Genomic DNA, 25,639 nt, shown 5'->3' on the forward strand with positions numbered 1-25,639 from the left:
AGATATCTCTTTATTAATGCGCGTTTTCAGGAATTAAAGAAATTCAATTTAATTAATTTATATTTCGAAGAAATTATCCTCATCCTCAAAAAAATCTTCATTTATGTCGTTCAAGTTAAGATCTATCATAACTGGGGCATGATCACTTGGACGTAAATTACCTCTAGGAGAGCAGTCTATGAAAGAACTTTTAAGATTTGAAGAAAGTTCTTTACTGATATATATATGGTCTATTCTCCACCCTTTATTTAATTCAAATGCATTATTACGGTAATCCCACCAACTCCAATGACCAGTATTTTGTTCAAAAACCCTAAAAGAATCCATTAATCTTTTTTTTAGAACATTATTTAGTGCATTTCTCTCTATCTCAGATGCCATTATTCCCCCTTCATATTTCTCTGGATTATGAATATCCAAATTAGATGGAGCAACATTAAAATCACCCAAGAGACAAATTAATTCGCCTTTTTTTTCTTGTTCATCCAAAAATGAAGCTAAACAATTTAACCACTTAATTTTGTATTCGAACTTACTAGATCCTAGAGAAGATCCGTTTGGCACATATACATTTATGACTTTGATACCGTTAATATCAGCAGAAATCAATCTTTTTTGGTCTAGGAAAATTTCTATATTTTGATTAGAGTCAGCACAATTGTAAAATCCTTTTTTAACATTTTTTGGCTTTATTTTAGAAATAATAGCGACTCCATTGTATGATTTTTGTCCATAGACCTCAATTGAGTATCCTAATTTTTCAAAAGGTTCAACAGGGAAACTATCATCCATCACTTTTGTTTCCTGCAAGCATAGAATATCTGGATTTACTTGATTAATCCAATCCATTATTTGTGAAAGTCTGGTTCTAATAGAGTTAACATTCCAAGTTGCTATTAACAAATTTCTACTAAATCAGGTAAAATTAAGTTAGCAAAAAATTATGTGTTTAAAGAATTTTGAAATTAAATAAAATGAAAAATTATTTTTTCAAAACCCTACCTAAACCAGTAAATTTTGTAATTTTTTTTATTTTATTAATTTCCTTAAAAGGTGATTATCTAAATGCTGAATATTTATTTGAAGAATTAGAAATTGATACCTCAACTAAAACAGAAGATGATAGCTCAGTTCTGCCAACCAACCCTTTTGAACTTGTTGAAATGATTAGAAGAAGAAATAGTTTGAATGATGCGACTAATCCATCTGATGCAATTGACGATGCGTTAGAGTCTTTTAATACCTTGGAGGAAAAACAAGAAATTTAATAAGAAAAATTTTTATTTTCAAATTTTTATATGTTAAAAAACCCCATCCCAAAAGTTTCTAACCAATTGCAGCAAAGAGCAATCGGTATTATTAATGGTAAATTTACTCCTAATGTTAGTGATCAATTAAATAGAGGCTTTTTAATTGACAACAAAGGCGAAAAAATTGAAACAGTAGTACTAGGTAAAGCATTATCACTTTTAAAAAAGCATATTGATTTACAGAAAAGTTATTATTGGATTGTTTATCCAAAGAATAAAAATACTCAAAACTTGCATTTACAGGTTGCAGGTATATGGGATCCTTATCAACTAAATGATTTTCCAACTGATTCTTCAAAAACTAACTTCTCTAAATTATTAGAAGAATTAGATCTAAAAGAAAATTATTTTTCTGTTAGGGGTGAATTGGTTTTTGTTAATACTCAAAAGAAAGAAATTGTTATCAAAATCTGCCCTGCTATGAACTCTAAAAATTTAAAAAATAAAAATTTTAAGTTAGTTATAAAAGGAGAGCTTTCTCTTGAACTACTGCATAGTTTTGTCAGTTTAGACATCAACAGAGAAGGAAAATCTTTGAAATTAATAAAGTACGAAGTGATTGAAAAAAATCTCTCTGCAAATAATTAGAATGCAAGCTTGATTTTCATCGCAATTTACCAATCAAGAAATCTTTGATTTATGGAAGATGTTTTAATTGAATGTTCTCCTGGTGTGTCTGGAGATATGTTACTAGGAGCTTTTTATGATTTGGGGGTGCCCAAAAAAGTCATTGAAAGCCCTCTCATTGATCTTGGATTAAATGATCTTTATCAATTAGAGTTTAAAGAATCAAAAAGTTGTTCAATACGAGGGATCAAGGTAAAGGTTAAGAATATTGATTCTCTTCCTATTAAAAGAACTTGGAGAAGTATTAAGGAACTTATTTTAAATAGTCACATAGAAGATAAATTAAAGAAATTAATTTATGAAGTATTTGAATCTTTAGCAAGAGCGGAAGGAAAAGTTCATGGCATCAAATCTGAGGAAGTTCATTTTCATGAAGTTGGAGCTATTGATTCCTTGGTGGATATCATAGGAGTATGTGCTGCATTGAATTACTTAAATCCTAATAAGGTTTATTGTAATGAACCAATGTTAGGGAAAGGTTTTGTTAAAACTGAACATGGAAAATTATCTGTCCCAACCCCTGCCGTAATAGAGCTTATAAAGCAAAAAAATATTAAGGTTTTATCAAGCAGTGACTCAATAGAGGGTGAACTCTCAACACCAACAGGCATTGCTTTACTTGCAAGTTTAGTGGACTATCTAGAGCCTCCTTCAAAATATTCTATTAACTCTTATGGAGTAGGTATCGGTAATCTTAAATTTCCATTCCCTAATTTGGTAAGAGTTTATAAAATTACTTCATTTGAGGATTCATTTGTTAATGAACAAATGAATCCAAAGTGTGAAGACATATCTGTTCAAGAGGCATGGATTGATGACCAAACACCTGAAGATATATCTAATTTTGTGGAGAAACTGAGGATCGAAGGAGCTTACGATGTTTCTTATCAAGCTATCAATATGAAAAAAAATAGAATTGGATTTTCTATTCAAGTAATTTTGCCCATAGAGAAAAAAGAATTTTTTAGGCGATTATGGTTCGATTATACAAATACTATTGGGGTTCGTGAAAGGACCCAATCTAGATGGATATTACTCAGGCGTAGAGGAGAATGTTCAACAACTTTTGGAAATATAAAAGTTAAACAAACAATGAAACCAGATGGATCTATAAATATGAAACCAGAAAATGATGAAGTTTTGAGATTGAAATTAAAGCATAAAATATCAAGTTATGAAATAAGAAAAATAATAAAAGAGTCAAGTAAAAAATTTAAAGCATTTGAAGACTGGAAATGAGATTTAATACAAGTAATCAACGATATTTTAAATTCCTTAAAAAATTTAATTTTGGTGTTCTAAAGAGTATTTTCTTTATTTCAAGCTTGTCATATTTTTGCATCTATTTTTTTGATAATATGGATCAAATTTCTTTTGATATCAATTTAGAGCAAAATGGAATTAACCTATCTTTATCATTTTTATTTTGTGTTTTAAGTATTTATCTGAACGCTTATGCATGGAAATATATTGTTAAGTGGTTAGGGAAAGAATTTAAAAGTAATAATTTAGTTTCTTTTTATGTTTTAACTAATATTCTTAAATATGTCCCAGGAGGGATGTGGCACTTTGTTGAAAGATTTAATTTTATAAAAAAAATAAGTAACCCTCAGATTGCTTTGTATTCGACACTCATAGAACCTTATTTTATGTTGAGTGGATCTTTTCTCTTGGCATCAATGGGATTAATTTTTTCACCATTTTATTTATTTTTAATTTTTCCTTTAATATTCTTAAATAGGAAATTTATTTTTTTGATATTAAAAATATTAGGGTCTCTTAAGAGGAAAGTATTGGAGGTTTTGAAACTTCCAAATTCAAAGGGCCAATTTGAAGAGAGAATAAACATAGTTTCTTTTTTTCCTTCTAGAGCTTTATTTCTTGAAATTGGTTTTGTTTTATCTAAATTTATTGGGTTTTATATTTGCTTAAATACTTTTTATACAAGTAATACTCTGAACATCATATTTTTATTAGTAATCTTTTCTTTGTCATGGTCAATAGGCTTGGTAGTCCCAGCAGCTCCAGGAGGAGTTGGCGTTTTTGAGGCTTGCCTCCTTTTATTTGTTGGCAAAAATATTCCAGAAAATATAATTCTTATAATCTTAGTTTATTTTAGGGTTATATCTACCTCTGCTGATTTGTTGTTAAGCTTACCTTTCTTAATAAAAAAAGTGTCTAAAAGAATTTAGTTTTTTTTCTCTAAACTTGGTATCAATGTAATTGATGAAATAAGGCCTAAAGTCATAATAAGAATGGCCGGTAATATTGCCTCTACCATTCTTTCATCTCCAGCATATTGATATATTCTCACAGATAATGTATCGAAATCGAATGGTCTTAAAATAAAGGTTAAGGGTAATTCTTTTATCGTGTCAACAAAAACTAGAAGTGATCCTACGAATATTGGCCCTTGTAGAAGAGGTAGATGAATTCTTTTGATGATCCCCAGCCAATTCTCTCCTAGTCCAAGTGCGGCTTCATCAAGATTAGGAGAAATTCTCTCAAGACTTGAATCAATAGAACCCTTAGAGATAGTTAGAAATCGAACAAGGTAACCCCAAATTAATAAGCAAATAGCAATAAAATTAAATTTTGAAGAAGAAATGCTTATTAAAGATAAAGCTAATACAGTGCCTGGGATTGCGTAACCTATCCCCGCAAGATTAGTTATTAGTCCTAGTAATAAGCTTTTATTTGGGCGCCTGGCTAAGGAAATTATTAAGGAGAATAGCATTGCTATTAATGCAGTTAAAAGTCCTAGACTTATGGTCCTTAGTGATAGGTTAAGTAATTCTATAGATAACCCTTTTTGAATTAGATCTATATTGAGTAGAACCCAAAAACATGGTATCCCGAAAGAGAAAATTGGAGGAAATAAAGATATGATTATTGCTACAAAAGCTCTAGTTTTGTTTAATTCCCATCCTTGAGAATCTTTTGATGCAGGATTTTCACTCCACCTCTTTGATTTTCTTCTTGATAACTTTTCGAAAATAATTAAAGTGAAAATCATTAATAAGGCTACCAAAGATAATCCAATAGCACTTTTTGGATTACCCTCAATTATCCAATTTTCAGCTATACCAGTAGAAATACTTGGTATGTTTAATAATGCAAATGTACCTAACTCATTCATGACTTCCATACACATTAAACTTATTCCTGTTATTAGTGCTGGTAACGCCATTGGTAAAGCGATTTTAAAGAAGCTCCTCCAAGGCCCTACTCCTAATCCTCTACTAGCATTGATTTGATTAACTCCAAATTTATTAAAACTTTCGTTAGCAAGAATGAATACATATGGATAAGTAGAAATTGAAAGTATTAATACCCCCCACCATAAACCAGTTACTTGATACCCAAAAATACTTCCTAAATCCTGCAAAATAGCTGTTATTAGATATGCTGGGGCAGCTAATGGAACTAGCTGACAAATACGGAGAACTTTTCTGAACTTAAAATCACAATTTGAAAGTAACCATCCATTCAAAGTTCCTAACCCGCCACCAAAAAAACTTGTCAGTATTAGAACTTTTAAAGTTCCTAATACCTCTTCTCCTCCAGCAATACCTAATGAAAAATTCCCACTAATAATGTAATCAATTCCCTCTAGAAGGAAATTAGTAATTGGAATGATTACTAAGAGTGAAAAAATAAAAGAAGAGAAATAAAGAAAATTTAATTCTGTTAATTTTTTTTTAAAACCTTTAATGCGTATTTTCAAAAATTAATTAAATCCTAATATGAACTCTAATCTGAATTAAATCTACATGATGACAGTTGATTTTTAATAGTTTGGTGATCTAAGTTTTTCCCAATTAATACTATCTTGTTAGATTTTTCTTTTGTCCATTCCTCATCATCTAGAGAAAAACGCTTTCCAGATAGGTGAAAAATGTGTTTTCTTTCACTTTCCATAAACCATAATATTCCTTTTGCTCTAAATACATTTTGTGAGATTTGATTATCTAAGAAATATTGAAACTTCCTTAAGGAAAATGGTTCAAATGTCTCATAAGAAACTGAGGTAAAACCCTCGATATTATTGATCAAATCGTGGGAATGAGAAGAGTGATCGTGGGAATGAGAAGAGTGATCGTGGGAATGAGAAGAGTGATCGTGGGAATGAGAAGAGTGATCGTGGGAATGAGAAGAGTGATCGTGGGAATGAGAAGAGTGATCGTGGGAATGAGAAGAGTGATCGTGGGAATGAGAAGAGTGATCGTGGGAATGAGAAGAGTGATCGTGGGAATGAGAAGAGTGATCGTGGGAATGAGAAGAGTGATCGTGAGAATTTTGTTCTACATATTTTTTATTTTTATCGCCTTCAAAAGTATCTGTCTCAAATAGACCCACGCTCATTATTGTATGTAATGCAACTTCACTATTAGTTGATCTCAAAATCCTTGGTTCTTTTTTTATTTTATTTATAAACTCCTCTATTTTCTTTAATTGTTTTTCATTTACTAAATCAGATTTATTTAGAAGAAGGACATCTCCGTATAAAATTTGAGAATAGGCGACACTTGTATTATTAATTTCAAAATCAAAATTTTCTCCATCAATGACAGTGATTATCGAATCTAATCTTACTTTTTCTCTAAGATCACCAGCCGCAAAAGTCATGGCGACTGGTAATGGATCTGCTAATCCAGTTGTTTCAACAATCAAATAGTCTAATTTTTCAGCTCTTTCTAAAACTTTGGATACGGTATTTAATAATTCGCCATTGATAGAGCAACATATACATCCATTATTTAATTCGATCATATCTTCTGAGCCTTCTATTATTAAGTCATTATCTATTCCGATTTCTCCAAATTCGTTGACTAAAACAGCTGTTTTAATACCAACTTGATTTTTTAAAATATGATTTAGAAGTGTAGTTTTGCCAGAACCTAAAAATCCACTAATAATGGTAACTGGCAATAAATTTTTAGACATTTTGAATATTTGAAAACAAGTTTATATTTTTATTGATCGAAAATTTTGTTGATTTCCGAAGCTAATGTTTGATCCAGATTCGTAATACCTCCTAGATCATGTGTATTTAATTTAATTATTACTTTTGCATAAACATTCTCCCAGTTAGGATGATGATTATATTTTTCACAGATTAAAGCAACCTTAGTCATAAAAGAAAAGGCTTCAATAAAATTAGCGAAGTTAAATTCTCTTTGGATTTGTTTAGATTTAATTTCCCAGCCAGGTATTTTGACATCTAATTCATTCAATTCTTCATCTTGCAAAATGTAGGGTTCCATTAGATAAGAAATCTGACTTTTATATTATAAATATATTACTTTTTCTCACCAATTATATGTACGTTAATGATTCTTTCCTTTTGATCAAATCGATGTTCCCATAAATAAACTGCTTGCCATGTGCCAAGTATAATTTCCCCGTCTTGAAAACTCAAAGATAAACAAGTGTTTGTTAGGGATGTTTTAATATGTGCTGGCATATCGTCAGCCCCCTCTTGATAATGTTTATAGGATATTTCTTCTCTATTTTTTGATAAGGTTAAGTAGGAATCATAGGGAACTATCGATTGCATATACTTTTTTAGGTCCCTCAGTACATTTGGATCTGCGTTCTCATTAATAGTTAAACTACAACTTGTATGAAGTGAAGTTAAATTTAAGATTCCGGAATGAAAATTATTTTTTTCAACACATAAATTTAAATCATATGTGATATCAATAAAACCCTCGCCATGGGTTATGAATTTTAATTTTGAAAATATTTGTTCCATATAAGTTAAAACTTGATTAATCAATATCCTATTATGGATAAAGATGCATGTTTTACTGCAGACATTAAAATTTTTATCTTAAGATAAATTTAATTTCCATTTAAATCTTTGGCTGAAACTCATTGGAATAAACTGGGCGCTTACCTTAAAGAAACACAAATATTAGGTTCAATCCAAAATACACTTTATTGGGATCAGAATACTGGAATGCCAAAGAAAGGTGCTTCTTGGAGGTCTGAACAACTTACTTATATTGCAAAAGTATTGCATGAAAGAAATTCTTCCGAGCAATTTTCTAATTTAATACAATCTGCTAAAAATGAACTAGCAGATATTGAACGAAATTCCGATAATCAACTTTTCATAAAAGATAAAGAAAGAAATATTAGTATTTTATTGAAGGAATTTAATAGAGAAAGAAATTTAGATCCTAAATTAGTTGAGTCTCTAGCAAAGGCAAAATCTAAAGGTTATGAAAGCTGGCAAGAAGCTAAGGAAAAATCAGATTTTAAAATTTTTCTTCCTTTCTTTGAAGAATTAGTTAAATTGCGGATTGAAGAGGCAAAACAAATATCAGATAAACATTCACCATGGGAAACTTTAGCCCAACCCTTTGAGCCTGAATTAACTTTAAAGTGGCTGAATAAAATGTTTCAGCCTTTGAAAGATATTCTCCCAGAGTTGATTAGAGGTATTAATAAATCTAAGAAATATCACTGGGATTTGAGTCCAGAATCTCAACATAATTTATTTTCTCAATTACTTGATGAGTTTGGGAGAGATAAAGATCTAGTTGTTGTTGGTAAATCTCCCCATCCTTTTTCGATTACATTAGGGCCTAATGATTACAGGATTACGACAAGAATTGTTGAAGGTGAACCATTATCAAGTTTTTTAGCAACTGCGCATGAGTGGGGGCATTCTATTTATGAACAGGGTTTGCCATCTCAAAGTCATCAATGGTTTGCTTGGCCTTTAGGTCAAGCAACCTCTATGGGTATTCATGAAAGTCAATCTTTATTTTGGGAAAATAGAATAGTTAAATCCAAATCTTTTTCAAAAAGATTTTTTAACAAATTTGTTTCGGCTGGATGTTCTCTTGATAATTATTTAGAACTATGGAAATCTATTAATCATTTGGAAGCGGGATTAAATAGGGTTGAAGCGGATGAATTGACTTATGGCTTACACATATTAATAAGAACTGAACTTGAAATAGATTTAATTGAAAGAGGGTTACCTGCTGAAGATATTCCAACAGAATGGAATAAAAGATATGATGAACTCCTAGGAATTAAACCATCTAATGATTCAGAAGGTTGCCTTCAAGATGTTCATTGGAGTGAAGGGGCGTTTGGATATTTCCCCTCATATTTGTTAGGACATGTTATAAGTGCGCAAATATCTTCTCAAATGGAAAGAGACATAGGTTTGATTGACAACTTAATTGAAAATGGTGAATATCAAAAGATCATCTTTTGGTTAAAAAATAATATACATAAATATGGAAGATCAGTTAATTGTATGGAGTTGGTAAGAGCTGTAACTAATGAAGAACTATCGCCAAAATCTTTTATTAATCATTTAAGGTCTAAAATAAATGATTTTTGCTGAAACATTACTTTTAAAGAATTTGGTTAGGTGTGAGGATGTAAGATAAACAAAAATAATTTCTTGATGGCAAATCTAAATCAGCCCCCAAGCAGGGTTACCCCAAATTTATTGCACATACTGAATGCTTTCACTGACAGCTCAAATACAATAATAAACACTATTGTTGAATTGAACTCTAATACCATAAATAAATATGAATTAATTACAGAAACGGGCCATCTTAAACTTGATAGAGTAGGTTATTCATCACTTGCGTATCCTTTTGCTTATGGATGTATTCCAAGGACATGGGATGAAGATGGAGATCCGCTTGATGTAGAAATTGTTGGGGTAACTGAGCCATTGATCCCGGGATCTATTGTGGAAGCAAGGATTATTGGGGTGATGAAATTTGATGATGGTGGAGAGGTCGATGATAAGGTAATAGCGGTTCTCGCAGATGATAAAAGAATGGATCATATTTCAAGTTATGAAGACCTTGGAGATCATTGGTTAAAAGAAACAAAGTATTATTGGGAGCACTACAAAGATCTAAAAAAACCAGGAACATGTACTGTCAATGGTTTTTTTGGGATAGAAGAAGCTGTTAAAGTGATTAAAGATTGTGAAGAGAGATACAAAAAAGAAATTGATCCTAAATTAGTAAATTAACTAATTTTATTTTTCTCTAAATTTTTCAAATATTTCGCTTAGTATTTCTTCGGCACCTTGCTGCTTTAATTTTTTAGCTAGTTCTTTGCCTACTTCTTCGGGATCATTAATATTGCCAATATATTGATCTTTAATAAGCCTTTCTCCATCAAGAGATGCAACCATACCAGTAAGGCATAGTTGTTCATTCTGAATTTTACTATTCACACCTATTGGGACTTGGCATCCCCCTTCAAGCTCTCTTAAAAAAGCCCTTTCTGCTAGACATCTTTGACTGGTGGGTTTATCTTCTAAGATATTTATAATTTCTAAAACTTTTTTATCATCAGATTTACATTCAATGCCTAGTGCTCCTTGGCCAACGGCATGAAGGGAAACTTCACTTGGGATAATCTGGTGAATTCTTGATTCAAAGCCTAATCTCTTTAAACCAGCGGCCGCAAGAATTATACAATCAAATTCTCCTGCATCTAATTTTTCAATTCTTGTAATAACATTTCCCCTGATATCTTTGAAAACAAGATGTGGGTACTTATTTCTTAATTGTGCAAGTCTTCTTAGGGAGCTTGTTCCAACAATAGAACCTTCAGGTAAGTTTTCTAATTTATAACAGTCATTTTTTTTGTTTACTACTAAAGCATCTGCAGGATCCTCCCTTTTTGTAATGCATCCTAATATAAGGCCATTAGGCAAATTGGTTGGTAAATCTTTTAGAGAATGTACTGCTATATCTGCATGGCCTACGAGCATTTGTGCTTCAAGTTCTTTTGTAAATAAGCCTTTGTCGCCTATTTTTGCTAAGGCTACATCAAGGATTTTGTCACCTTGAGTTGCCATAGCTTCTATAGATACCTCTAAATTGGGAATATTTCTTTCTAGTTGATCTTTAACCCATAAAGTTTGAACCATTGCTAGCTTACTTCTTCTACTAGCTATTTTTAGCTTAAAATTAGTCATTAAATATTATTTTGAGTTTGAATTAAAAATTAAGTCGAATTTATTTTAAGCTATTATTTTGCTAGTTTTTAAAAGCTAATTATTATACTTAACTTTTTTTATTTTATATATTCTTTTAAAACCCCATTTCGATTTGGATGTCTAAGTTTTCTTAGGGCTTTTGCCTCTATTTGTCTAATTCTTTCTCTCGTCACATCAAAAATCTGGCCAATTTCTTCAAGAGTTTTCATTCTTCCATCATCAATTCCATATCTCAATCTGAGAACATCTCTTTCTCTTGGACTAAGAGTGGCTAATACTCCTTCCAAATCTTCTCTTAGTAGAGTTTTAGAAACATCTTGCTCTGGATTTTCTATATCAGCCTCTATAAAGTCTCCTAGTCTTGAGTCTTCTTCTTTCCCTATTGGAGTTTCTAAAGAAATAGGAAGTTGCGCACTTTTAGCTATAAATCTTAATTTTTCGATTGTCATTTCCATACTCTCAGCGATTTCTTCTTCACTAGGTTTCCTGCCAAATTCTTGGCTAAGAACTTTTGTGGTTTTTTTAATTCTGGATATTGTCTCGTATAAGTGAACTGGCAATCTAATAGTTCTACTTTGATCCGCAATTGCTCTTGTAATGGCTTGGCGAATCCACCAAGTTGCATATGTAGAGAACTTATAACCTTTTTCATGGTCAAATTTTTCCGCTGCCCTAATTAGACCCAAACTTCCTTCTTGGATTAAATCTTGAAATGATAAACCTCTGTTCATATATTTTTTAGCAATGGAAACAACTAATCTTAAATTTGATTGAACCATTTTTTCTTTAGCTCTCCGCCCTAAGAGAAGTCTTCTTCTGAATTTGGGAAGAGGCATATCTATTAACTCGGCCCATTCTCTTACAGATGGGAAATGTCCTTTTTCTGACTCATATTGAGTTGCTAGCTCTTCTAATTGGAGTAAGTCAGCAATTTTTCTTGCAAGCTCAATTTCTTCATCTGGTCTTAAAAGTCTAATTCTTCCAATTTCTTGGAGATAAACTCTTATTGAATCTTCAGTGTAGATACCTTTTGGCCCAAGTTTTACATTCCCGAGCCCTTTATCTTCTTCTTCAGAATCACTAAATTCATTATTGTTATTTTCAATATTGCTTTCGTTTAACTCAGCAGATGTCTGTAAAGATTGATTATTTTTATTACTATCTTCTTCAACTATTGTTTCTAAATTTGTATTAATTTTTTTATTGATCTTTTTTTTTGAACTAGGCTTTGAATTCTTTGATTCTGCTGCGACTGGACACATAATTGACTCCTTTCTACGGTGAATTTAACTAGATAAAATTTTATTTAGGGCTAATTTGAACATTTAGTAGTAAAGTTCCCTTAATGTTTAAAAAACTTTTTCACAAAATGAGAATAAGAAAAGTTTTCTAAATTGTTGAAAAATTTAAATAGTGCTATAGATTACCTAAAGTAAAAAGTCTTGGGATTTCTCAGACAGGCAGATCATTTTTGAATTTTCAGTCAATGATCAGAGCTTCATGTCTCCCTTAAGAACAGGATACTTACAATGTGCAAAAAACACTTTGTGGAATGTTCAACAATCCAATACTAAGAAAAAGTTTTGAAGCCGGCAAGTAATCAGTTATTAAATATCTCCTATAAATTGGAAATTTTGCTTGATATAGGTAGTAGTAATGAAAGCTTTTACTATTTAGATGGAAATAATCTTGGAGCAGAAGTTGGAGATATTGTAAGTGTGAGACTAAGGGGGAGATTATTGAATGGGTTGGTGATCTCCAAAAAAGACTTTTCGACAATCAATAATGATGAATCAAATATTACTGGAGGAAAAAGCATAAGATATTTGTTTGTTGAAAGTATTTTGCAGAAAAAAATAATTGATGAATCTTGGAGAGAATTGATAGACTCCCTCGCCTCTTTTTATATGGTTAGTAATTTAAAAATGTTTAAAACTGCATTTCCTCCTGGCTGGATTGGTAAATATAAGAATTTCTCTAAAGGTTTAAAAGATCAAATATGGATTGAAACTAAAAAAGAATTTGATATTAAGAAAAATGGATTAACCAAAAAAGAATTTTTTTTAATGGATACTTTATCTAAAAAAGGTAATTGGCAAAGTGAATTAATAAAGTCTGGTTTTAATTACACTCTAATTAACTCAATGGTCAGTAAAAATTATCTTGCTAAATCTAAAAGAAAAAAAAATATAAATAGTAAATTAAATTCCTTTGTAAAAGATCATAATGCAACGAAAAAACCAAATCTTACAAATGAGCAAAAAATTGCATTTCAAGAATTTCAAACAATGAAACCAGGAGATGCATTACTTCTTTGGGGCGAGACAGGTTCCGGTAAAACAGAAGTGTATATGAGAATTGCTGAAGATCAATTTCTTAAGAAAAAAAGTTGTTTGATACTAGCCCCAGAAATTGGATTAATTCCTCAACTTATTGATAGGTTTAGTAAGCGATTTAATAATGTCGTTTACGAATATCATAGTAATTGTTCTCCCGATCATAGAACTTTAGTTTGGAAGAAAATTATTAATGCTAATGAACCCTTAATAGTAATAGGTACAAGGTCGGCAGTTTTTCTCCCAATCAAAAATCTGGGATTAATAATAATGGATGAAGAACATGATGTTTCTTATAAGCAAGATAGTCCTATGCCTTGCTATGACGCGAGAGAGATTGCTATTGAAATAGTAAAAAGGAATTCTGCAAAGTTAATTTTTGGGAGTGCAACCCCATCAATGAAGACTTGGAAAAAGTGTATTTTTGAAAGGAATTTTAAATTGGTAAGAATGATTCAAAGGATATCCAGTAATGAGACTCCTGAAATAAAAATTATTGATATGCGGGATGAGTTCAAGAAGGGAAATATGAAAATTTTTTCCAATGAATTATTACAATTGCTTCCTCAACTACGCTTAAAAAAAGAGCAAGCAATAATTTTGATCCCTAGGAGGGGACATAGTGGATTTTTAAGTTGTAGAAATTGCGGATATTTAATAAATTGCCCCAACTGTGACATTCCTTTATCAGTTCATCTCGGATCACAAGGAAAAAAATGGTTAAGGTGTCATTGGTGTGATCATAAATCAAGATTGATCAATCGTTGCCCAGATTGTCATTCAACTGCTTTCAAACCTTTTGGAATAGGTACGCAAAGGGTAATAGAGTTTTTAAATGAAGAATTTCCTGACTTAAGAGTACTTCGCTTTGATAGAGATACAACTTCAGGAAAGGATGGTCATAGAGATATTCTTTCAAAGTTTTCTAAAGGTGATGCTGATATTCTTGTCGGTACTCAGATGTTGGCAAAAGGTATTGACATCCCCAATATTACTCTTTCAGTAGTGATTGCAGCAGATGGGTTGCTTCATCGCCCAGATATTTCAGCAGAAGAAAAATCATTACAATTATTTTTGCAAGTAGCAGGAAGGGCTGGCAGGGCACAAAAAAAAGGGAAAGTAATTTTTCAAACATATAAACCTAACCACCCGGTGATTTCGTATCTTCAAAAAAGAGATTATGAAAGATTCTTAATTGAAAACTCTAGATTGAGAAAGGATGCTAATTTATTTCCATTTTGCACAATTTGCCTACTTAAATTATCAGGTGAAAATTATGAATTAACTGAGTCAATTGCAATAAAATTAGCAAAATATCTACTAAGTTTTTGTGAGAAAAAGAACTGGAAATTAATTGGTCCTGCCCCTAGTTTAATAGCTAAAGTCGGTAAAAAATTTAGATGGCAGATATTAATACATGGTCCTGAAGGAACAAAGATACCTTTACCTGATAGATCAATATTATGGAAACTTATTCCAAAAAATGTTTTCTTAACAATAGATGTTAATCCAGCAGAGTTGTAATTACTTTGATGGAAGTTGAGGTAAATCTGAACCTAATTTAAATCTATAGAATCTTAATAAATAAGCCAATATTATAATTATTAAAATAATAGATATCCCAATCAAGAGTTTGTTGAGGCTCCAGAAAGAAAATTCAAGACTATTTATCTGCCCTTGATTTAAATCCCAAATTATTAGATTTTTTGTGATTTCTAAATTTGAATTATTTTTATCGGTAAGGATAGCTTTATTAGGGTGAATAATTTTGAAAATAAGTTCTAAATTATCAATGCCTTTAATAGAATTTAGATCCAAATCTAACCTGTAAAAGTATTTTTTAAAAAAAATGAAGTTTTTTTGAGTAGCATTAATTTTTATATTTGTTGATTCTCCCGCTAACTCTCCAGCTGTATTTTGGGTGATTATAAGAACTTGCTTTGTATCCTCTAAATTGAGATTTTTATGTTTCAAAGAAAAGGTTGATTCGTCTTGTTCAATTTCTGCGTCAGGAAAAATATCTTTCATCTTCTCTTCAAATTTTAATTGCCAAGGAAATTTCTTTATGTATTTACTCTCTATCACTAAATTATTAGTTATTGAATCAAGTTCACTAAGATCAAGAGTATCCTCAATTTTTACGCAGCCACTTAAAAGTGGAATTAATAATAATAGTATTAAAAAAATGATCAGTGAAAAGCCTTTCTGAAAGGGTTTTGTTTCACCAGTTGGTGTCTCTGTTACATTAATAAATTTTTTTTTCTTCAATACTTCTCTTTTTTTGCGCAGTGAGTTAAGAGATTTTCTATTGAGTGATGGGTCGCTTTCAAACTGTACGTTCCAATTTTCTGGCTTTTTAATGTCAGGAGAGTCTATAACTTCCATCAAATATTTTGCATTTTCTCTCGTCTTATTATCGTAAGATTTTAGAAGTTCTTTACAAAAACTTTTAGCCTCCACCCTTTTATTGATACCACATAGAGCAGTAATTAAGATTGTTCTTAAATTTACTCCCTCTTTGCTTGATAAAGGAAATGATTCGATTATGGGCAAAAGAAATTCAATACAATAATGATACTCCCCTTTAGCTAAAGCAAGTTCTACTTTTTCTAAAACTTGCTCATAATTTTTCATGGGTTAGGCGACTATCATTGTACCTATTCCTGAATTTGTAAAAATCTCAAGAAGTAATGAATGTTCTATTCTTCCATCAATTATGTGAGCTGCTTTGACTCCTTGGGCTAAAGCTCTTATACAGCATTCTGTCTTTGGAATCATACCTTCAGTCACAATTCTTTTATCAATAAAATCCCTTGCCTCTTTGAGATTAGTTTTTTCAACAAGACTATTTTTGTTATCTTTTTCTTTTAAAATCCCTTGAGTATCAGTAAGAAGAATAAGTTTTTCTGCATTTATTGCAGCAGCAATTTCTCCAGCAACAAAATCCGCATTAATGTTATGGGAAATTCCCTCTAAGGTTGATCCAATGCTAGAAATAATTGGGATGTATCCTTTAGAAATAAGAGGATCTAATATTTCAGGATTGATTTTTGTAACCTCTCCCACCAACCCATGGCTACCATCTCCTAGTTCTCTAGATTGAATTAAGTTGCCATCAAGACCTGATATCCCCACAGCTAATGACCCAGTTTTATTAATCCCTTTTACAATTTGTTTGTTAACTCTACCCATTAGAACCATCTCGACAATTTCCATTGTTTTTTGATCAGTAATTCTTAATCCATTTTCGAATTTAGGAGATATTTCTAATTTCTTTAACCAATTATTAATCTCTGGCCCACCTCCATGAATTACTATCGGACAAACCCCAACGGTTGATAAAAGTGCGATGTCTCTAAAAAAAGCATTTTTTAAATTATCATTTTCCATAACAGAACCACCATACTTGATAACAATTTTTCTACCTGAGAAACTTTGTATATATGGGAGTGCTTCGCTTAATATTGATACTCTTTGAGAATCATTCATTATTAAAATTCATTAAAACTTGATTGAATTGAGAAATTAGGTTTTTACAAATATATCCCTATATTCAATAAAAGAGAATAAAATCAAATTCTTTTTTATTATCGTCGATAATAAATTCTGATTCAAGACCTTTGACGAAAAACCTGTTTAATCTTTCTTGTTTTTCAAGCCATTTTTCTAGAGGAACAGCGTTTAATTCGAAACGCATTCTGAGACCATTTTTTTCTTCCTTTGTAATTTCTTCTATTTCTTTTAATTGAGGGGGGTTATCCTCGTCCCATAAATTTAAAGATTCTAATGAGGATTCAAGATGAGCTTTTATCCCATACCTCCATCTTGTAACATCTTTAACTAGTGCTGTTAATTCTTTTGGTCGATTAAATTTATTTGTCGCAAAATTTGTCTTGTCAAACAATTCTACAGGAGGTATTTCGGAAGTCTTTAAGCCTAATCCAATTAGGAAAATAGGTACTCCATAAAAAAAAGTAGGTACACTTAAATTTACTGAGTCTGTAAAATAAGCAGTCATCCCAATAAAAGCTAATATACCCCCAGCGGTTACGATTAAGTTTCCAGGCGATAAGTATTTCTTCATTTTGATTTAGTAGAATGAGTTTTAAATGGGCTAACAAGTATTATGCAAGATCCTAATACTGCAAATCAAGGAGATTTAATTTTTAAACTTGATCAAGATAGAGCATGGATACTAGAAAATCTTGATAAGGGTAAATGGCCAGAAATCAGAAGCGAACTTGCCGCGCTTGAAAGAAAAATAAGCAAATTAATTATAAGTGTTCAAGAAAATAATGTTGATATTTGATTTAAAAAGGTATTTCGTCAACTTCAGGTACTAAAGGTGAACTATCCCAACTAGATTTTTTGGTGGTTTCTTTATTTTCAAATGACTCATTTTTTTCTTTTTGATCAGAATTTAAAACGTCAACTTGCGATATTTGATGAATCTTTGAAGCTGTTAGTTCTGGTTGCTTTTCTTTTGTTCCGTCTTTTCTAGTTACAGAATTCATCTTTAGACGTCCCTCAATTACAATATTTTGCCCCTCCTTTAGTTCATCTACCATTTCTTGGGCAATATTTCCCCACCCTATGATCTTGAGATCTCTTGTTGGATCTTCACTACGTAATCCTTTAAAATTAACAATCATTTCTGCAATTGGAGTTTGGTTCTCTTTGGTATACCTCATTTGGGGAGCGCTATTAATTACCGCCTGAATTAAACAATGATTCATTACTTACTATTTAATTAAAGACATACTGATGCAGAATCAAGAAAAATGCCACGAAAATGTTTGGATCCTATCAGGAACTTCGGATGGACCCATAATAGCTAATATGCTTCTTGAACTTAATTATTCAGTTTTTGCAAGTGTTTTAACTTATAAAGCAGGGCAAGCTTATATTGAAAATCCAAAGTTACATATCATTACGGGTATATTAAAAAATAAAGATGAAATAATTAATTTCATAAAAAAGAATAAAATCAAATGCGTTGTCGATGCTACTCATCCGTTTGCTGTGATAATTTCTAAAAATCTTAATAATGCATGTAAAGAAATAAATATACCTCTTTTACTATTTGAGAGGAAATCTCTAATAAATAACACTAATAATATTTTTTATATTGAAGATTTAAAGGATATAGATAATGTTGATCTAGAAAATAAAAATATTCTTCTGGCAATAGGATCAAGATTCCTTAACGATACAGCTAATTATTATATGAATTGTAAAGCAAATGTATTTACAAGGGTACTACCAACTTATGAGAGTATAACTAAAGCTTTTGGATCATGTATCGAAAATTCAAATATAGCGATTCTAGAACCGAGTAAAAATAATGAAAGTATTTTAGAAAAAAAACTTTGTGATTTTTGGGAGATAGATTATGTTCTATGCAGAGATTCTGGAAGTTATTCTCAGAAAAACTGGGAGAGTATAGTTTTTGGAAGTAAAATGAAGTTATTTTTGGTTAAAAGGCCTAAAGTTAAAAATGATTATTCTTACTCTTTTAATCAATATCACAATTTGATAAATCACATAATTAAAACAAATATTGATATTTAATTCATTATGGAAGTATTAGTTATGATCACAACTGAATCAAGTAGAACAAATGCTTTGCGAATCGGGAAATTACTAATACAAAATAAGCTCGCAGCTTGTGTTTCGATAAAGCAAATTTTTTCAATTTATGAGTGGGATGATAATATTGAAGAAAATAAGGAGTTTGAAATTACAATAAAAAGTAAACCAGAATTTAAAGATTATTTAATTGAGTTCTTAAATAAAATTTCTACATATGATGTCCCACAAATTATTTACAAAAAATACTATTCTGAAATGAAATATTTTGATTGGATCAACAAGAATATTTGATTAAACTTCTCTTATTAACTCTCTAAAATCCATATTGGATCTAGATCCTAATTGTGTAATTATTTGCCCAGCACAAATTGAACCTATCTCTCCGCATTTTTTAAGGGAATAATTTTTTATTAATCCATGAATAAATCCTCCTGCAAAAATATCTCCCGCTCCTGTTGTATCAATAATCTTCCCTTTCGTAATTGATTTAATTACTTCGGTAGCATTTTTGTTAATTATGAGAGAACCATTGCTACCTAAAGTTACTACGACTAATTCACACAAGGAAGACAAGTCTCCTTGGCAATTTACTAATTTATCCTTTTTAAATAAACTTAAAACCTCGGATTCATTACAAAAAACTATATCTACATAATTATCAATTAATTCCAAGAAACTCTCTCGGTGTCTATCTACACAAAATGAATCAGACAATGAAAGAATTATTTTTGTATTAGATTGTTTTGCAATTTGAGCTGCTTTAAGAAAAGCATTTTTGGCTAATTCGCTGTCCCATAAATATCCTTCTAAATACAAGTATTTACTTTCTTTGATTAAACTAAAATCTATGTCTTTTGGTTCAAACTCTACAGATGCTCCAAGGTAAGTGCACATAGTTCTTTGTGCATCAGGGGTAATCAAAATTATTGAATGAGCTGTTGAAGCGCCTTCAATAGTTGCTGGAGTATTAAATATGGTTTTACTTTTTTTTATATCGTCAGAAAAGAAATTCCCAAATTTATCATTTTTCACCCTTCCAACAAACTGCACATGATTACCTAATTCTGCTAAACAAACAACGGTATTTGCTGAGGACCCACCTGATATTTGTTTGATTACTTTGCAATTTTCTAACAATCTATATGATTCATCAGAATTAATGAGATTCATTGATCCTTTATCCAGGTTATTTATTTCAAGAAACTCATCTTCGATATTCACAATAATATCTACTATTGCGTTGCCCAGACCAATGAGATCAACCTTCCTATTATGTTCAACATGTCTAAAGGATTCCTTCATTAATTTGAGACTAAATTACCTTAGAAGTGCTCTTTTAGGACCATGAATTGGGTCTTCAATTACTATAGTTTGATCTCTATTTGCTCCTAAAGAGACAATGGCAATTGGAACCTCCATTAATTCAGCTAAAAATCTGAGATAGTTCATAGCATTCTCTGGGAGATCAGATAGTTTTCTGCAATCTGCAGTTGAACATTGCCAACCTTTTAATTTTTTAAAGATTGGCTTACATTTTTTTAAGTCATCTGAATTTGTAGGAAAGTAGTCTATCTCCTCTCCATTGAGATCATATGCAATACAAACTTGAATCTCATCTAATTCATCTAACACATCTAGTTTAGTAACGGCTAGACAATCAAGACCATTTACAGAAACAGCATATTTACCTATAACTCCATCAAACCACCCACATCTCCTCCTCCTTCCAGTAGTGGTTCCAAATTCACTACCTCTATCACAGAGTTGATCATTAATACTCCCTTGCAATTCTGTTGGGAATGGCCCCTCACCTACTCTTGTGGTGTAGGCTTTTGCGACACCTATGACTCTATCAATTAAAGTGGGACCAACTCCAGCTCCAATACATGCCCCTCCTGATATAGGGTTTGATGAGGTAACGAAGGGATAAGTCCCATGATCTAAGTCAAGTAGAGTACCTTGAGCCCCTTCGAAAAGAATATTCTTTTTGTTTTTTGAGGCTGCATGTATAGTCCTCGTGCAGTCAACAACATGCTTTGATAATCTTTCCCCATAGTCAAGATATTCTTCAACAATATCTTCTAATTTAAGTGGTTTAATGCCATAGATTTTTTCTAGTAGACCGTTTTTTTCTCTTAATGGAATTTTGATCACATCACTTAAGCGTTCCTTATTGAGTAAGTCTCTTATTCTAATGCCATTTCTTTGAGACTTATCGGCATATGTTGGACCAATCCCACGACCTGTTGTCCCTATTTTGTTTGAACCTCTATCAGCCTCCATTGCTTCATCTAATATTCGGTGGTAGGGCATTGTTACATGTGATGTTGATGAAATTTTTAATCCTGAGATATCAATTCCATTTTCAATTAACATGTCAATTTCTTTAAGCAAGATTTTTGGATCTACAACAGTTCCCGACCCAATTAGACAAGAAGTATTTTTATAAAGTATCCCTGAGGGAATTAAATGTAATTTTAAGACTTTATCATCTACAACTATAGTATGACCTGCATTTACTCCCCCTTGGTAGCGTACGACAACATCTGCCGAACGACTAAGTAAATCCGTTATTTTACCTTTTCCTTCGTCACCCCATTGGGCTCCGATTACAACAACATTGGCCAATTTTAGAAGAGCATTATTTTTGTGCGAATATTTAATATATTCAAAAATCTTGGTTTACTTATAAAAAGTAAATGAATTGTATCAACTTTCTCTTAAAACCATTTTTTCAGCAAGAGAAAATTCTTTGGTTAACCGCTCCTTAAGTTTATCTGGTAAAGGTCTACTTGCAAAGTTTTTGTAATGACCTGCCATAGCATTTAATGCTGTTTGCATGGTGGTAAATGATTGTGTTTTATTCACCATCCCTCTATTTCTGTATCTTGAAATATAGTCAGTTATAAGTGTAAGAGCCTCACTTCTTACTTCATCTTTATTTGGAGAATCTTTTGGTGTATCAACAGCTATTTGTAATGTTTTAACCACTGAAATTGTATCTTTTGTGTAGTCACCTGTCATAGAAGTTTTTGCAGCTATGGAAGGGGAACTAAATAGTGTAAAAACAACAATTAAGGATATTGAAAAAGATATAGCTTTGGTAATATTTTTAAAAAATAATTTTGATGTACATTTCAGTGACATAACTAAGCTCCCAAAAAAAATAAGCCTTAAGACTTTTTATTGTACATTATTTCTGATTCGGAAATAAATGTTTCCAACAATTTATCAGTACTAATTTTAAACTTATTATTATTTGTTCTGCATAAAAGTTCTACTTCTTTATTAACAGAATCTCTGCCAATAATTATCTGAAAAGGAATACCAATTAATTCCGCATCTTTAAATTTCACTCCAGCTCTATCGTTTCTATCATCAAGAAGGACATCAATTTTATTAATTAAAAAGTTGTTATATATTTGCTCTGTAAGGTCACTTTGAATAGGATCTTTTAGGTTTGTTGGAATGATAATAACTTCAAAAGGAGAAATCTGGATAGGCCAACAAATCCCCTTTTGATCATGATTCTGTTCAATAGCAGCTTGAGCTATTCTTGTAATTCCAATTCCATAACAACCCATCCATAAATTCTTTAACTGCCCATCCTTATCAGAAAACTTTGCATTTAATTTTTCACTATATTTTTGACCTAGTTGGAAAATATGTCCAATCTCGATACCTTTTTTTTCTTCAAGTTCCTCATTATCATTAATACTTATTTTATCCCCTCTTTTGGCATTCCTGATATCCCCAATTAGATAATCATTTGAGGCAAAAGAAAACTCTTGAAAAAATCTGTGGAAATTAACTTTGTTCCCTCCACTTATAAATTTTGAGAGGCTACTTGCAGAATAGTCAATTATTCTAGTCCATTTTTTATCCCAATTAGAACTAGCTTTAATAGTTTTATTATCTAAATCTGGCCCAATAAAACCTAGGGGAAAATTAACTAGATTTTTTTCGATGGTATTTTTGTCTTCAATCTTTTTAAGATTGAGGAGATTGAAATTATGTAGTTTATTGATTAAGTTAAAAAGCTTTACTTCATTAATGTGTTGATCGCCTCTTATGCATGCAAGAATTGGGGCCTCAAATTCACCTTCGAACTGCGCAAGGAATATTACTACTTTAATAATCTGACTAGGGTCTAAATTATTATTATCGCAAACCTCTAGGATTGTTTTTTGTTGAGGTGTCTCCAACCACTCTGCAATATCATTTTTTATTGGAATAGCTTGAGAGGGTAGAGAAACAGCTTTTTCAATATTTGCAGCATAAGAACCACTTTGAGTAAACAAAATGGAATCTTCCCCAGCATCAGCAGTAACCATGAATTCTTTGGAGGAGGCGCCGCCAATCGCTCCACTATCAGCTTCAACCCCTACTGTCTGTAGACCACAAGATTTAAAAATATTTTCATAAGCATTTCCCACCTTTTCATAGAAAGAAGCCAGATCGTTTTCTGAAGAATGAAAAGAATAACCATCTTTCATTATAAATTCTCTACTTCTCATCAATCCAAACCTTGGCCTTATTTCATCTCTAAATTTTGTCTGTATTTGATAAAAACATTGAGGTAATTGCTTATATGAGTTGATGGTCTCTGATGCAATACTCGTTATCACTTCTTCGTGAGTTGGAGCTAAACCAAATTCTTTACCTTGTCTATCTTTAAGATTAAACATAATTCCTTCCCCTGCTGTATATCCTTCCCACCTCTCACTTTTTTTCCATAAATCTGCAGGATGAAGTTGGGGTAAAAGTAATTTTGTACAACCAATACTATTAAGTTCTCTCTCTATTATTGCGGATATTTTTTCAATAACTCTAAGCATTAATGGCATGTATGCATAAATACCGCTGTTAACTCTGCGAATATATCCAGCTTTTAAAAGTAATTGATGTGAAATGATTTCAGCTTCAGAAGGAGTGTCACGAAGTGTCCCCAGAGGAAATGAGGTTGTCACGCGCATACAAAAAATCCTTAATAATATTTAATTTTATCAACTAAGATGAAAAAATAATTTAAAGTGTCTTGAGTCCCTCAACGCGGCTAGTCTAAGAATATTCTTTCTGCTAACTTCTTCAGTAATGAAGTTCAAACTCTTTTAAAAGTTCATTATTGCTAAAACATTTTCTTAAGTTTATGGAAAATATAGATTCGAATATTTCTAGCGAGGAGGAATTAGTAGGTATTGATGAAGTTCAAAAATTCCTTAACAGATCGAGAGCTTCTGTTTATAGGTATACAAATACAGATTTAAGAAATCTAAACCCAAGCTTTAATCCAAGAAAATTAAATCCGGAATTTAGAACTGATCAAAAAGATCCTTTAAAATTTCATCCTAATGAAGTGGCAAGATTCGCGAAAGATATTTTAAGAATTAAGGAAGTTACTGTGGAGGTCTTTAATACGCCTTCCTCTGCTGCACAAAATATAATGGTACAAATTTTAGAAGAACTAAAATCTATCAGGTCTTTGCTAGAAAAAGAGTAATTAAAAAGTTACCAATCAATGTTTTGATTTATTGACATTTAGAATGTAGGATAATGATGTTTAATTATCTCCTTAATCTTTTCTAACTAAGAGTTCTTGAGTTACACCAAATTAAAGCACTTTACTCAAAGTAAATCAAGCGAGGAAAATTCTCTTGGTTCTGCTAAGAGTGATTTTGAAAGAGATGATGATGACCCCTTAAGTATAAGGAGTTTATCAATAACCTCTTTAGGTATTATTTTTGCATTCTTGACAATTTTATTACCTTCAATAAGCATTTTAATTGGCAGGCCTTTATCTCAAGGAAACGAGATAATTCATAATCACGATTTTGAAAAAGATGGACCTTAGTTCAATACCTCCATCTCCAATGAAGGGAATAGTAAATATCATTGTTGAAATACCTGCAGGTAGTAGGAATAAATATGAATATTGCTCTGATGCTGGAATGATGGCCTTAGACAGAGTATTGCATTCTTCAGTGAGGTACCCTTTTGATTATGGTTTTATCCCAAATACTCTCGCTGATGATGGAGCTCCACTTGATGCAATGGTAATAATGGATGAACCTACTTTTGCTGGTTGTCTAATAAAAGCTAGACCTATTGGAGTTTTGGATATGCATGATTGTGGTGCATATGATGGAAAACTTCTATGTGTTCCTATGGCTAATCCTAGGCAGGCTAATATAGTGAGTATCAATCAAATTGCACCTAATCAGTTGGAGGATGTTGCTGAATTTTTCAGAACAAGTAAAGGACTTGATGGAAGAACAGTTCAAATTGATGGTTGGAGGGATTTTGATGTGGTCGAAAATTTGTTGAAAAGTTGTATACCCCTTAAAAAGAAAAACTTTAAAGTAATTAAGAAATCAAAAATTAGTAAATTAAATTGAAAAAAATAATTTTTTACAGTTATTTAAAATGCACTACTTGCCGAAAAGCTGCAAAGTGGCTTGAAAGTAAAGATTTAGCATTCCAATTAATTGATATTGTAAAAGAACCGCCACATGTTAATTATTTAAATCTAGCCTTAGAACAATACTCTGATGATAAGAAAAGAATTTTTAATACAAGAGGTAAAGCCTATAAAACACTTAATCTTGACATTTGTGGTTTATCAAGGGAAGAAATTATTCAACTTCTTTTAAGTGATGGCAAATTAATAAAAAGACCTTTTTTGATTTACGAAGGGAAAAAAGTGATATTAGGTTTTAACGAAATTGAATTTGCCAAGCAATTTATATAAAGTAAAAAAATCAAGAATTTATTAA

General features: G+C 31.3%; 30 protein-coding genes and 1 pseudogene. 15 read left to right on the top strand and 16 right to left on the bottom strand.

Annotated features, from left to right (window positions below):
* Nucleotides 1-57: 57 nt before the first annotated feature.
* Nucleotides 58-903 (bottom strand): exodeoxyribonuclease III, encoded by an 846-nt coding sequence (xth, locus tag EW14_RS02565; protein ID WP_042849940.1) that lies wholly within the window; start codon nucleotides 901-903, stop codon nucleotides 58-60.
* 71 nt (nucleotides 904-974) lie between these two features.
* On the opposite strand from xth, the gene EW14_RS02570 reads away from it, so the two are divergent.
* From EW14_RS02570 to EW14_RS02585, 4 genes are read left to right on the top strand one after another with little or no spacing between them, the layout of a single operon-like run.
* The gene (locus EW14_RS02570; RefSeq protein ID WP_042851290.1) at nucleotides 975-1,268 is read left to right on the top strand and encodes a hypothetical protein; all 294 of its coding nucleotides are present in this window, start codon (nucleotides 975-977) and stop codon (nucleotides 1,266-1,268) included.
* Nucleotides 1,269-1,298: 30 nt separating this feature from the next.
* On the top strand, nucleotides 1,299-1,898 hold the full coding sequence (locus EW14_RS02575; protein ID WP_042849942.1) for a hypothetical protein: 600 nt from the start codon (nucleotides 1,299-1,301) through the stop codon (nucleotides 1,896-1,898).
* A gap of 51 nt (nucleotides 1,899-1,949) precedes the next feature.
* Nucleotides 1,950-3,176, top strand: a complete 1,227-nt coding sequence (gene larC / locus EW14_RS02580; RefSeq protein WP_042849943.1) for a nickel pincer cofactor biosynthesis protein LarC — start codon at nucleotides 1,950-1,952, stop codon at nucleotides 3,174-3,176.
* Complete coding sequence (locus tag EW14_RS02585; RefSeq protein ID WP_042849944.1) at nucleotides 3,173-4,129, top strand: hypothetical protein; 957 nt, start codon at nucleotides 3,173-3,175, stop codon at nucleotides 4,127-4,129. Before larC ends, EW14_RS02585 begins: the two co-directional genes overlap by 4 nt.
* Here EW14_RS02585 and EW14_RS02590 read toward each other — a convergent pair.
* Both EW14_RS02590 and EW14_RS10665 read right to left on the bottom strand, forming a co-directional pair.
* The gene (locus EW14_RS02590; RefSeq protein ID WP_042849945.1) at nucleotides 4,126-5,664 is read right to left on the bottom strand and encodes an iron ABC transporter permease; all 1,539 of its coding nucleotides are present in this window, start codon (nucleotides 5,662-5,664) and stop codon (nucleotides 4,126-4,128) included. The two genes, EW14_RS02585 and EW14_RS02590, sit on opposite strands and share 4 nt — an antisense overlap.
* A gap of 26 nt (nucleotides 5,665-5,690) precedes the next feature.
* The gene (locus tag EW14_RS10665; protein ID WP_369794278.1) at nucleotides 5,691-5,993 is read right to left on the bottom strand and encodes a GTP-binding protein; all 303 of its coding nucleotides are present in this window, start codon (nucleotides 5,991-5,993) and stop codon (nucleotides 5,691-5,693) included.
* A 72-nt stretch (nucleotides 5,994-6,065) separates the two neighbouring features.
* Here EW14_RS10665 and EW14_RS10670 point away from each other — a divergent pair, with 72 nt between their 5' ends.
* Nucleotides 6,066-6,290, top strand: a complete 225-nt coding sequence (locus EW14_RS10670; protein WP_369794279.1) for a hypothetical protein — start codon at nucleotides 6,066-6,068, stop codon at nucleotides 6,288-6,290.
* Between the two features lie 63 nt (nucleotides 6,291-6,353).
* Here the strand turns inward: EW14_RS10670 and EW14_RS10675 are convergent.
* The 3 genes and pseudogenes from EW14_RS10675 to EW14_RS02605 form a co-directional block, all read right to left on the bottom strand.
* Nucleotides 6,354-6,884 (bottom strand): annotated as a pseudogene (locus tag EW14_RS10675) (GTP-binding protein); the annotation flags it as partial.
* Between the two features lie 29 nt (nucleotides 6,885-6,913).
* Nucleotides 6,914-7,204 carry a 4a-hydroxytetrahydrobiopterin dehydratase gene (locus EW14_RS02600; protein ID WP_042849947.1) on the bottom strand — a complete coding sequence of 97 codons (291 nt, stop codon included), beginning with the start codon at nucleotides 7,202-7,204 and terminating at the stop codon, nucleotides 6,914-6,916.
* A 35-nt stretch (nucleotides 7,205-7,239) separates the two neighbouring features.
* On the bottom strand, nucleotides 7,240-7,695 hold the full coding sequence (locus tag EW14_RS02605) for a secondary thiamine-phosphate synthase enzyme YjbQ (RefSeq protein ID WP_042849948.1): 456 nt from the start codon (nucleotides 7,693-7,695) through the stop codon (nucleotides 7,240-7,242).
* Nucleotides 7,696-7,803: 108 nt separating this feature from the next.
* Here EW14_RS02605 and EW14_RS02610 point away from each other — a divergent pair, with 108 nt between their 5' ends.
* Together EW14_RS02610 and EW14_RS02615 are read left to right on the top strand one after the other, a co-directional pair.
* Nucleotides 7,804-9,309 carry a carboxypeptidase M32 gene (locus EW14_RS02610; RefSeq protein ID WP_042849949.1) on the top strand — a complete coding sequence of 502 codons (1,506 nt, stop codon included), beginning with the start codon at nucleotides 7,804-7,806 and terminating at the stop codon, nucleotides 9,307-9,309.
* Nucleotides 9,310-9,372: 63 nt separating this feature from the next.
* Entirely contained in the window at nucleotides 9,373-9,960 is a 588-nt protein-coding gene (locus EW14_RS02615; protein ID WP_025887731.1) for an inorganic diphosphatase, read from the top strand.
* Between the two features lie 6 nt (nucleotides 9,961-9,966).
* On the opposite strand, the gene hemC is transcribed toward EW14_RS02615, so the two are convergent.
* Both hemC and rpoD read right to left on the bottom strand, forming a co-directional pair.
* A complete protein-coding gene (gene hemC, locus EW14_RS02620; RefSeq protein WP_042849951.1) occupies nucleotides 9,967-10,917 on the bottom strand; it encodes a hydroxymethylbilane synthase in 951 nt (316 codons plus the stop codon).
* Between the two features lie 98 nt (nucleotides 10,918-11,015).
* Nucleotides 11,016-12,200, bottom strand: a complete 1,185-nt coding sequence (rpoD, locus tag EW14_RS02625) for an RNA polymerase sigma factor RpoD (protein ID WP_042849952.1) — start codon at nucleotides 12,198-12,200, stop codon at nucleotides 11,016-11,018.
* A 321-nt stretch (nucleotides 12,201-12,521) separates the two neighbouring features.
* Between rpoD and priA the strand changes: the two genes are divergently transcribed.
* A complete protein-coding gene (gene priA / locus EW14_RS02630; protein ID WP_042849953.1) occupies nucleotides 12,522-14,798 on the top strand; it encodes a primosomal protein N' in 2,277 nt (758 codons plus the stop codon).
* On the opposite strand, the gene EW14_RS02635 is transcribed toward priA, so the two are convergent.
* From EW14_RS02635 to EW14_RS02645, 3 genes are all read right to left on the bottom strand, one after another.
* Nucleotides 14,799-15,908 (bottom strand): DUF3153 domain-containing protein, encoded by a 1,110-nt coding sequence (locus EW14_RS02635; protein WP_042849954.1) that lies wholly within the window; start codon nucleotides 15,906-15,908, stop codon nucleotides 14,799-14,801. It abuts the gene before it with no gap.
* Nucleotides 15,909-15,911: 3 nt separating this feature from the next.
* Nucleotides 15,912-16,763, bottom strand: a complete 852-nt coding sequence (gene argB, locus EW14_RS02640) for an acetylglutamate kinase (RefSeq protein WP_042849955.1) — start codon at nucleotides 16,761-16,763, stop codon at nucleotides 15,912-15,914.
* 64 nt (nucleotides 16,764-16,827) lie between these two features.
* Nucleotides 16,828-17,358, bottom strand: coding sequence for a DUF2854 domain-containing protein (locus EW14_RS02645; RefSeq protein WP_042849957.1), 531 nt, complete (start codon nucleotides 17,356-17,358; stop codon nucleotides 16,828-16,830).
* A gap of 42 nt (nucleotides 17,359-17,400) precedes the next feature.
* Here EW14_RS02645 and EW14_RS02650 point away from each other — a divergent pair, with 42 nt between their 5' ends.
* Nucleotides 17,401-17,583: a hypothetical protein gene (locus EW14_RS02650; RefSeq protein ID WP_042849959.1), complete on the top strand. Its 183-nt coding sequence runs from the start codon at nucleotides 17,401-17,403 to the stop codon at nucleotides 17,581-17,583.
* 1 nt (nucleotide 17,584) lies between these two features.
* Here EW14_RS02650 and EW14_RS02655 read toward each other — a convergent pair whose 3' ends face one another.
* Nucleotides 17,585-18,010, bottom strand: a complete 426-nt coding sequence (locus tag EW14_RS02655; protein WP_042849961.1) for a single-stranded DNA-binding protein — start codon at nucleotides 18,008-18,010, stop codon at nucleotides 17,585-17,587.
* A gap of 28 nt (nucleotides 18,011-18,038) precedes the next feature.
* Here EW14_RS02655 and cobK point away from each other — a divergent pair, with 28 nt between their 5' ends.
* Together cobK and cutA are read left to right on the top strand one after the other, a co-directional pair.
* Entirely contained in the window at nucleotides 18,039-18,845 is an 807-nt protein-coding gene (gene cobK, locus EW14_RS02660; protein WP_081925724.1) for a precorrin-6A reductase, read from the top strand.
* A 6-nt stretch (nucleotides 18,846-18,851) separates the two neighbouring features.
* A complete protein-coding gene (gene cutA, locus EW14_RS02665) occupies nucleotides 18,852-19,157 on the top strand; it encodes a divalent-cation tolerance protein CutA (RefSeq protein WP_042849963.1) in 306 nt (101 codons plus the stop codon).
* Here cutA and EW14_RS02670 read toward each other — a convergent pair whose 3' ends face one another.
* The 4 genes from EW14_RS02670 to EW14_RS02685 form a co-directional block, all read right to left on the bottom strand.
* The gene (locus EW14_RS02670; RefSeq protein ID WP_042849965.1) at nucleotides 19,158-20,168 is read right to left on the bottom strand and encodes an adenosine kinase; all 1,011 of its coding nucleotides are present in this window, start codon (nucleotides 20,166-20,168) and stop codon (nucleotides 19,158-19,160) included.
* Between the two features lie 15 nt (nucleotides 20,169-20,183).
* Nucleotides 20,184-21,494 carry an adenylosuccinate synthase gene (locus EW14_RS02675; RefSeq protein ID WP_042849966.1) on the bottom strand — a complete coding sequence of 437 codons (1,311 nt, stop codon included), beginning with the start codon at nucleotides 21,492-21,494 and terminating at the stop codon, nucleotides 20,184-20,186.
* An 81-nt stretch (nucleotides 21,495-21,575) separates the two neighbouring features.
* Complete coding sequence (psb27, locus tag EW14_RS02680; protein WP_042849967.1) at nucleotides 21,576-22,013, bottom strand: photosystem II protein Psb27; 438 nt, start codon at nucleotides 22,011-22,013, stop codon at nucleotides 21,576-21,578.
* 26 nt (nucleotides 22,014-22,039) lie between these two features.
* Nucleotides 22,040-23,842: a proline--tRNA ligase gene (locus tag EW14_RS02685; RefSeq protein ID WP_042849968.1), complete on the bottom strand. Its 1,803-nt coding sequence runs from the start codon at nucleotides 23,840-23,842 to the stop codon at nucleotides 22,040-22,042.
* Nucleotides 23,843-24,015: 173 nt separating this feature from the next.
* Between EW14_RS02685 and EW14_RS02690 the strand changes: the two genes are divergently transcribed.
* The 4 genes from EW14_RS02690 to EW14_RS02705 all read left to right on the top strand — a co-directional run bounded on the left by EW14_RS02690 (nucleotide 24,016) and on the right by EW14_RS02705 (nucleotide 25,614).
* Nucleotides 24,016-24,366 (top strand): hypothetical protein, encoded by a 351-nt coding sequence (locus EW14_RS02690; protein ID WP_042849969.1) that lies wholly within the window; start codon nucleotides 24,016-24,018, stop codon nucleotides 24,364-24,366.
* A gap of 96 nt (nucleotides 24,367-24,462) precedes the next feature.
* A complete protein-coding gene (locus EW14_RS02695) occupies nucleotides 24,463-24,717 on the top strand; it encodes a hypothetical protein (protein WP_042849970.1) in 255 nt (84 codons plus the stop codon).
* A complete protein-coding gene (locus tag EW14_RS02700) occupies nucleotides 24,707-25,261 on the top strand; it encodes an inorganic diphosphatase (protein WP_042849971.1) in 555 nt (184 codons plus the stop codon). Before EW14_RS02695 ends, EW14_RS02700 begins: the two co-directional genes overlap by 11 nt.
* On the top strand, nucleotides 25,258-25,614 hold the full coding sequence (locus tag EW14_RS02705; RefSeq protein WP_042849972.1) for a Spx/MgsR family RNA polymerase-binding regulatory protein: 357 nt from the start codon (nucleotides 25,258-25,260) through the stop codon (nucleotides 25,612-25,614). The genes EW14_RS02700 and EW14_RS02705 overlap by 4 nt, the downstream gene beginning before the upstream one ends.
* Nucleotides 25,615-25,639: the final 25 nt, after the last annotated feature.

Source organism: Prochlorococcus sp. MIT 0604, assembly GCF_000757845.1.
Taxonomy (GTDB): domain Bacteria; phylum Cyanobacteriota; class Cyanobacteriia; order PCC-6307; family Cyanobiaceae; genus Prochlorococcus_A.

Bases quoted from the DNA above. Each gene is read 5' to 3' on its own strand.
- EW14_RS02570 (WP_042851290.1), top strand. From the start codon at position 975: ATGAAAAATTATTTTTTCAAAACCCTACCTAAACCAGTAAATTTTGTA.
- EW14_RS02575 (WP_042849942.1), top strand. From the start codon at position 1,299: ATGTTAAAAAACCCCATCCCAAAAGTTTCTAACCAATTGCAGCAAAGA.
- larC (WP_042849943.1), top strand. From the start codon at position 1,950: ATGGAAGATGTTTTAATTGAATGTTCTCCTGGTGTGTCTGGAGATATG.
- EW14_RS02585 (WP_042849944.1), top strand. From the start codon at position 3,173: ATGAGATTTAATACAAGTAATCAACGATATTTTAAATTCCTTAAAAAA.
- EW14_RS10670 (WP_369794279.1), top strand. From the start codon at position 6,066: ATGAGAAGAGTGATCGTGGGAATGAGAAGAGTGATCGTGGGAATGAGA.
- EW14_RS02600 (WP_042849947.1), bottom strand. From the start codon at position 7,204: ATGGAACCCTACATTTTGCAAGATGAAGAATTGAATGAATTAGATGTC.
- EW14_RS02605 (WP_042849948.1), bottom strand. From the start codon at position 7,695: ATGGAACAAATATTTTCAAAATTAAAATTCATAACCCATGGCGAGGGT.
- EW14_RS02615 (WP_025887731.1), top strand. From the start codon at position 9,373: ATGGCAAATCTAAATCAGCCCCCAAGCAGGGTTACCCCAAATTTATTG.
- hemC (WP_042849951.1), bottom strand. From the start codon at position 10,917: ATGACTAATTTTAAGCTAAAAATAGCTAGTAGAAGAAGTAAGCTAGCA.
- rpoD (WP_042849952.1), bottom strand. From the start codon at position 12,200: ATGTGTCCAGTCGCAGCAGAATCAAAGAATTCAAAGCCTAGTTCAAAA.
- EW14_RS02635 (WP_042849954.1), bottom strand. From the start codon at position 15,908: ATGAAAAATTATGAGCAAGTTTTAGAAAAAGTAGAACTTGCTTTAGCT.
- argB (WP_042849955.1), bottom strand. From the start codon at position 16,763: ATGAATGATTCTCAAAGAGTATCAATATTAAGCGAAGCACTCCCATAT.
- EW14_RS02645 (WP_042849957.1), bottom strand. From the start codon at position 17,358: ATGAAGAAATACTTATCGCCTGGAAACTTAATCGTAACCGCTGGGGGT.
- EW14_RS02650 (WP_042849959.1), top strand. From the start codon at position 17,401: ATGCAAGATCCTAATACTGCAAATCAAGGAGATTTAATTTTTAAACTT.
- EW14_RS02655 (WP_042849961.1), bottom strand. From the start codon at position 18,010: ATGAATCATTGTTTAATTCAGGCGGTAATTAATAGCGCTCCCCAAATG.
- cobK (WP_081925724.1), top strand. From the start codon at position 18,039: ATGCAGAATCAAGAAAAATGCCACGAAAATGTTTGGATCCTATCAGGA.
- cutA (WP_042849963.1), top strand. From the start codon at position 18,852: ATGGAAGTATTAGTTATGATCACAACTGAATCAAGTAGAACAAATGCT.
- EW14_RS02670 (WP_042849965.1), bottom strand. From the start codon at position 20,168: ATGAAGGAATCCTTTAGACATGTTGAACATAATAGGAAGGTTGATCTC.
- psb27 (WP_042849967.1), bottom strand. From the start codon at position 22,013: ATGTCACTGAAATGTACATCAAAATTATTTTTTAAAAATATTACCAAA.
- EW14_RS02685 (WP_042849968.1), bottom strand. From the start codon at position 23,842: ATGCGCGTGACAACCTCATTTCCTCTGGGGACACTTCGTGACACTCCT.
- EW14_RS02690 (WP_042849969.1), top strand. From the start codon at position 24,016: ATGGAAAATATAGATTCGAATATTTCTAGCGAGGAGGAATTAGTAGGT.
- EW14_RS02700 (WP_042849971.1), top strand. From the start codon at position 24,707: ATGGACCTTAGTTCAATACCTCCATCTCCAATGAAGGGAATAGTAAAT.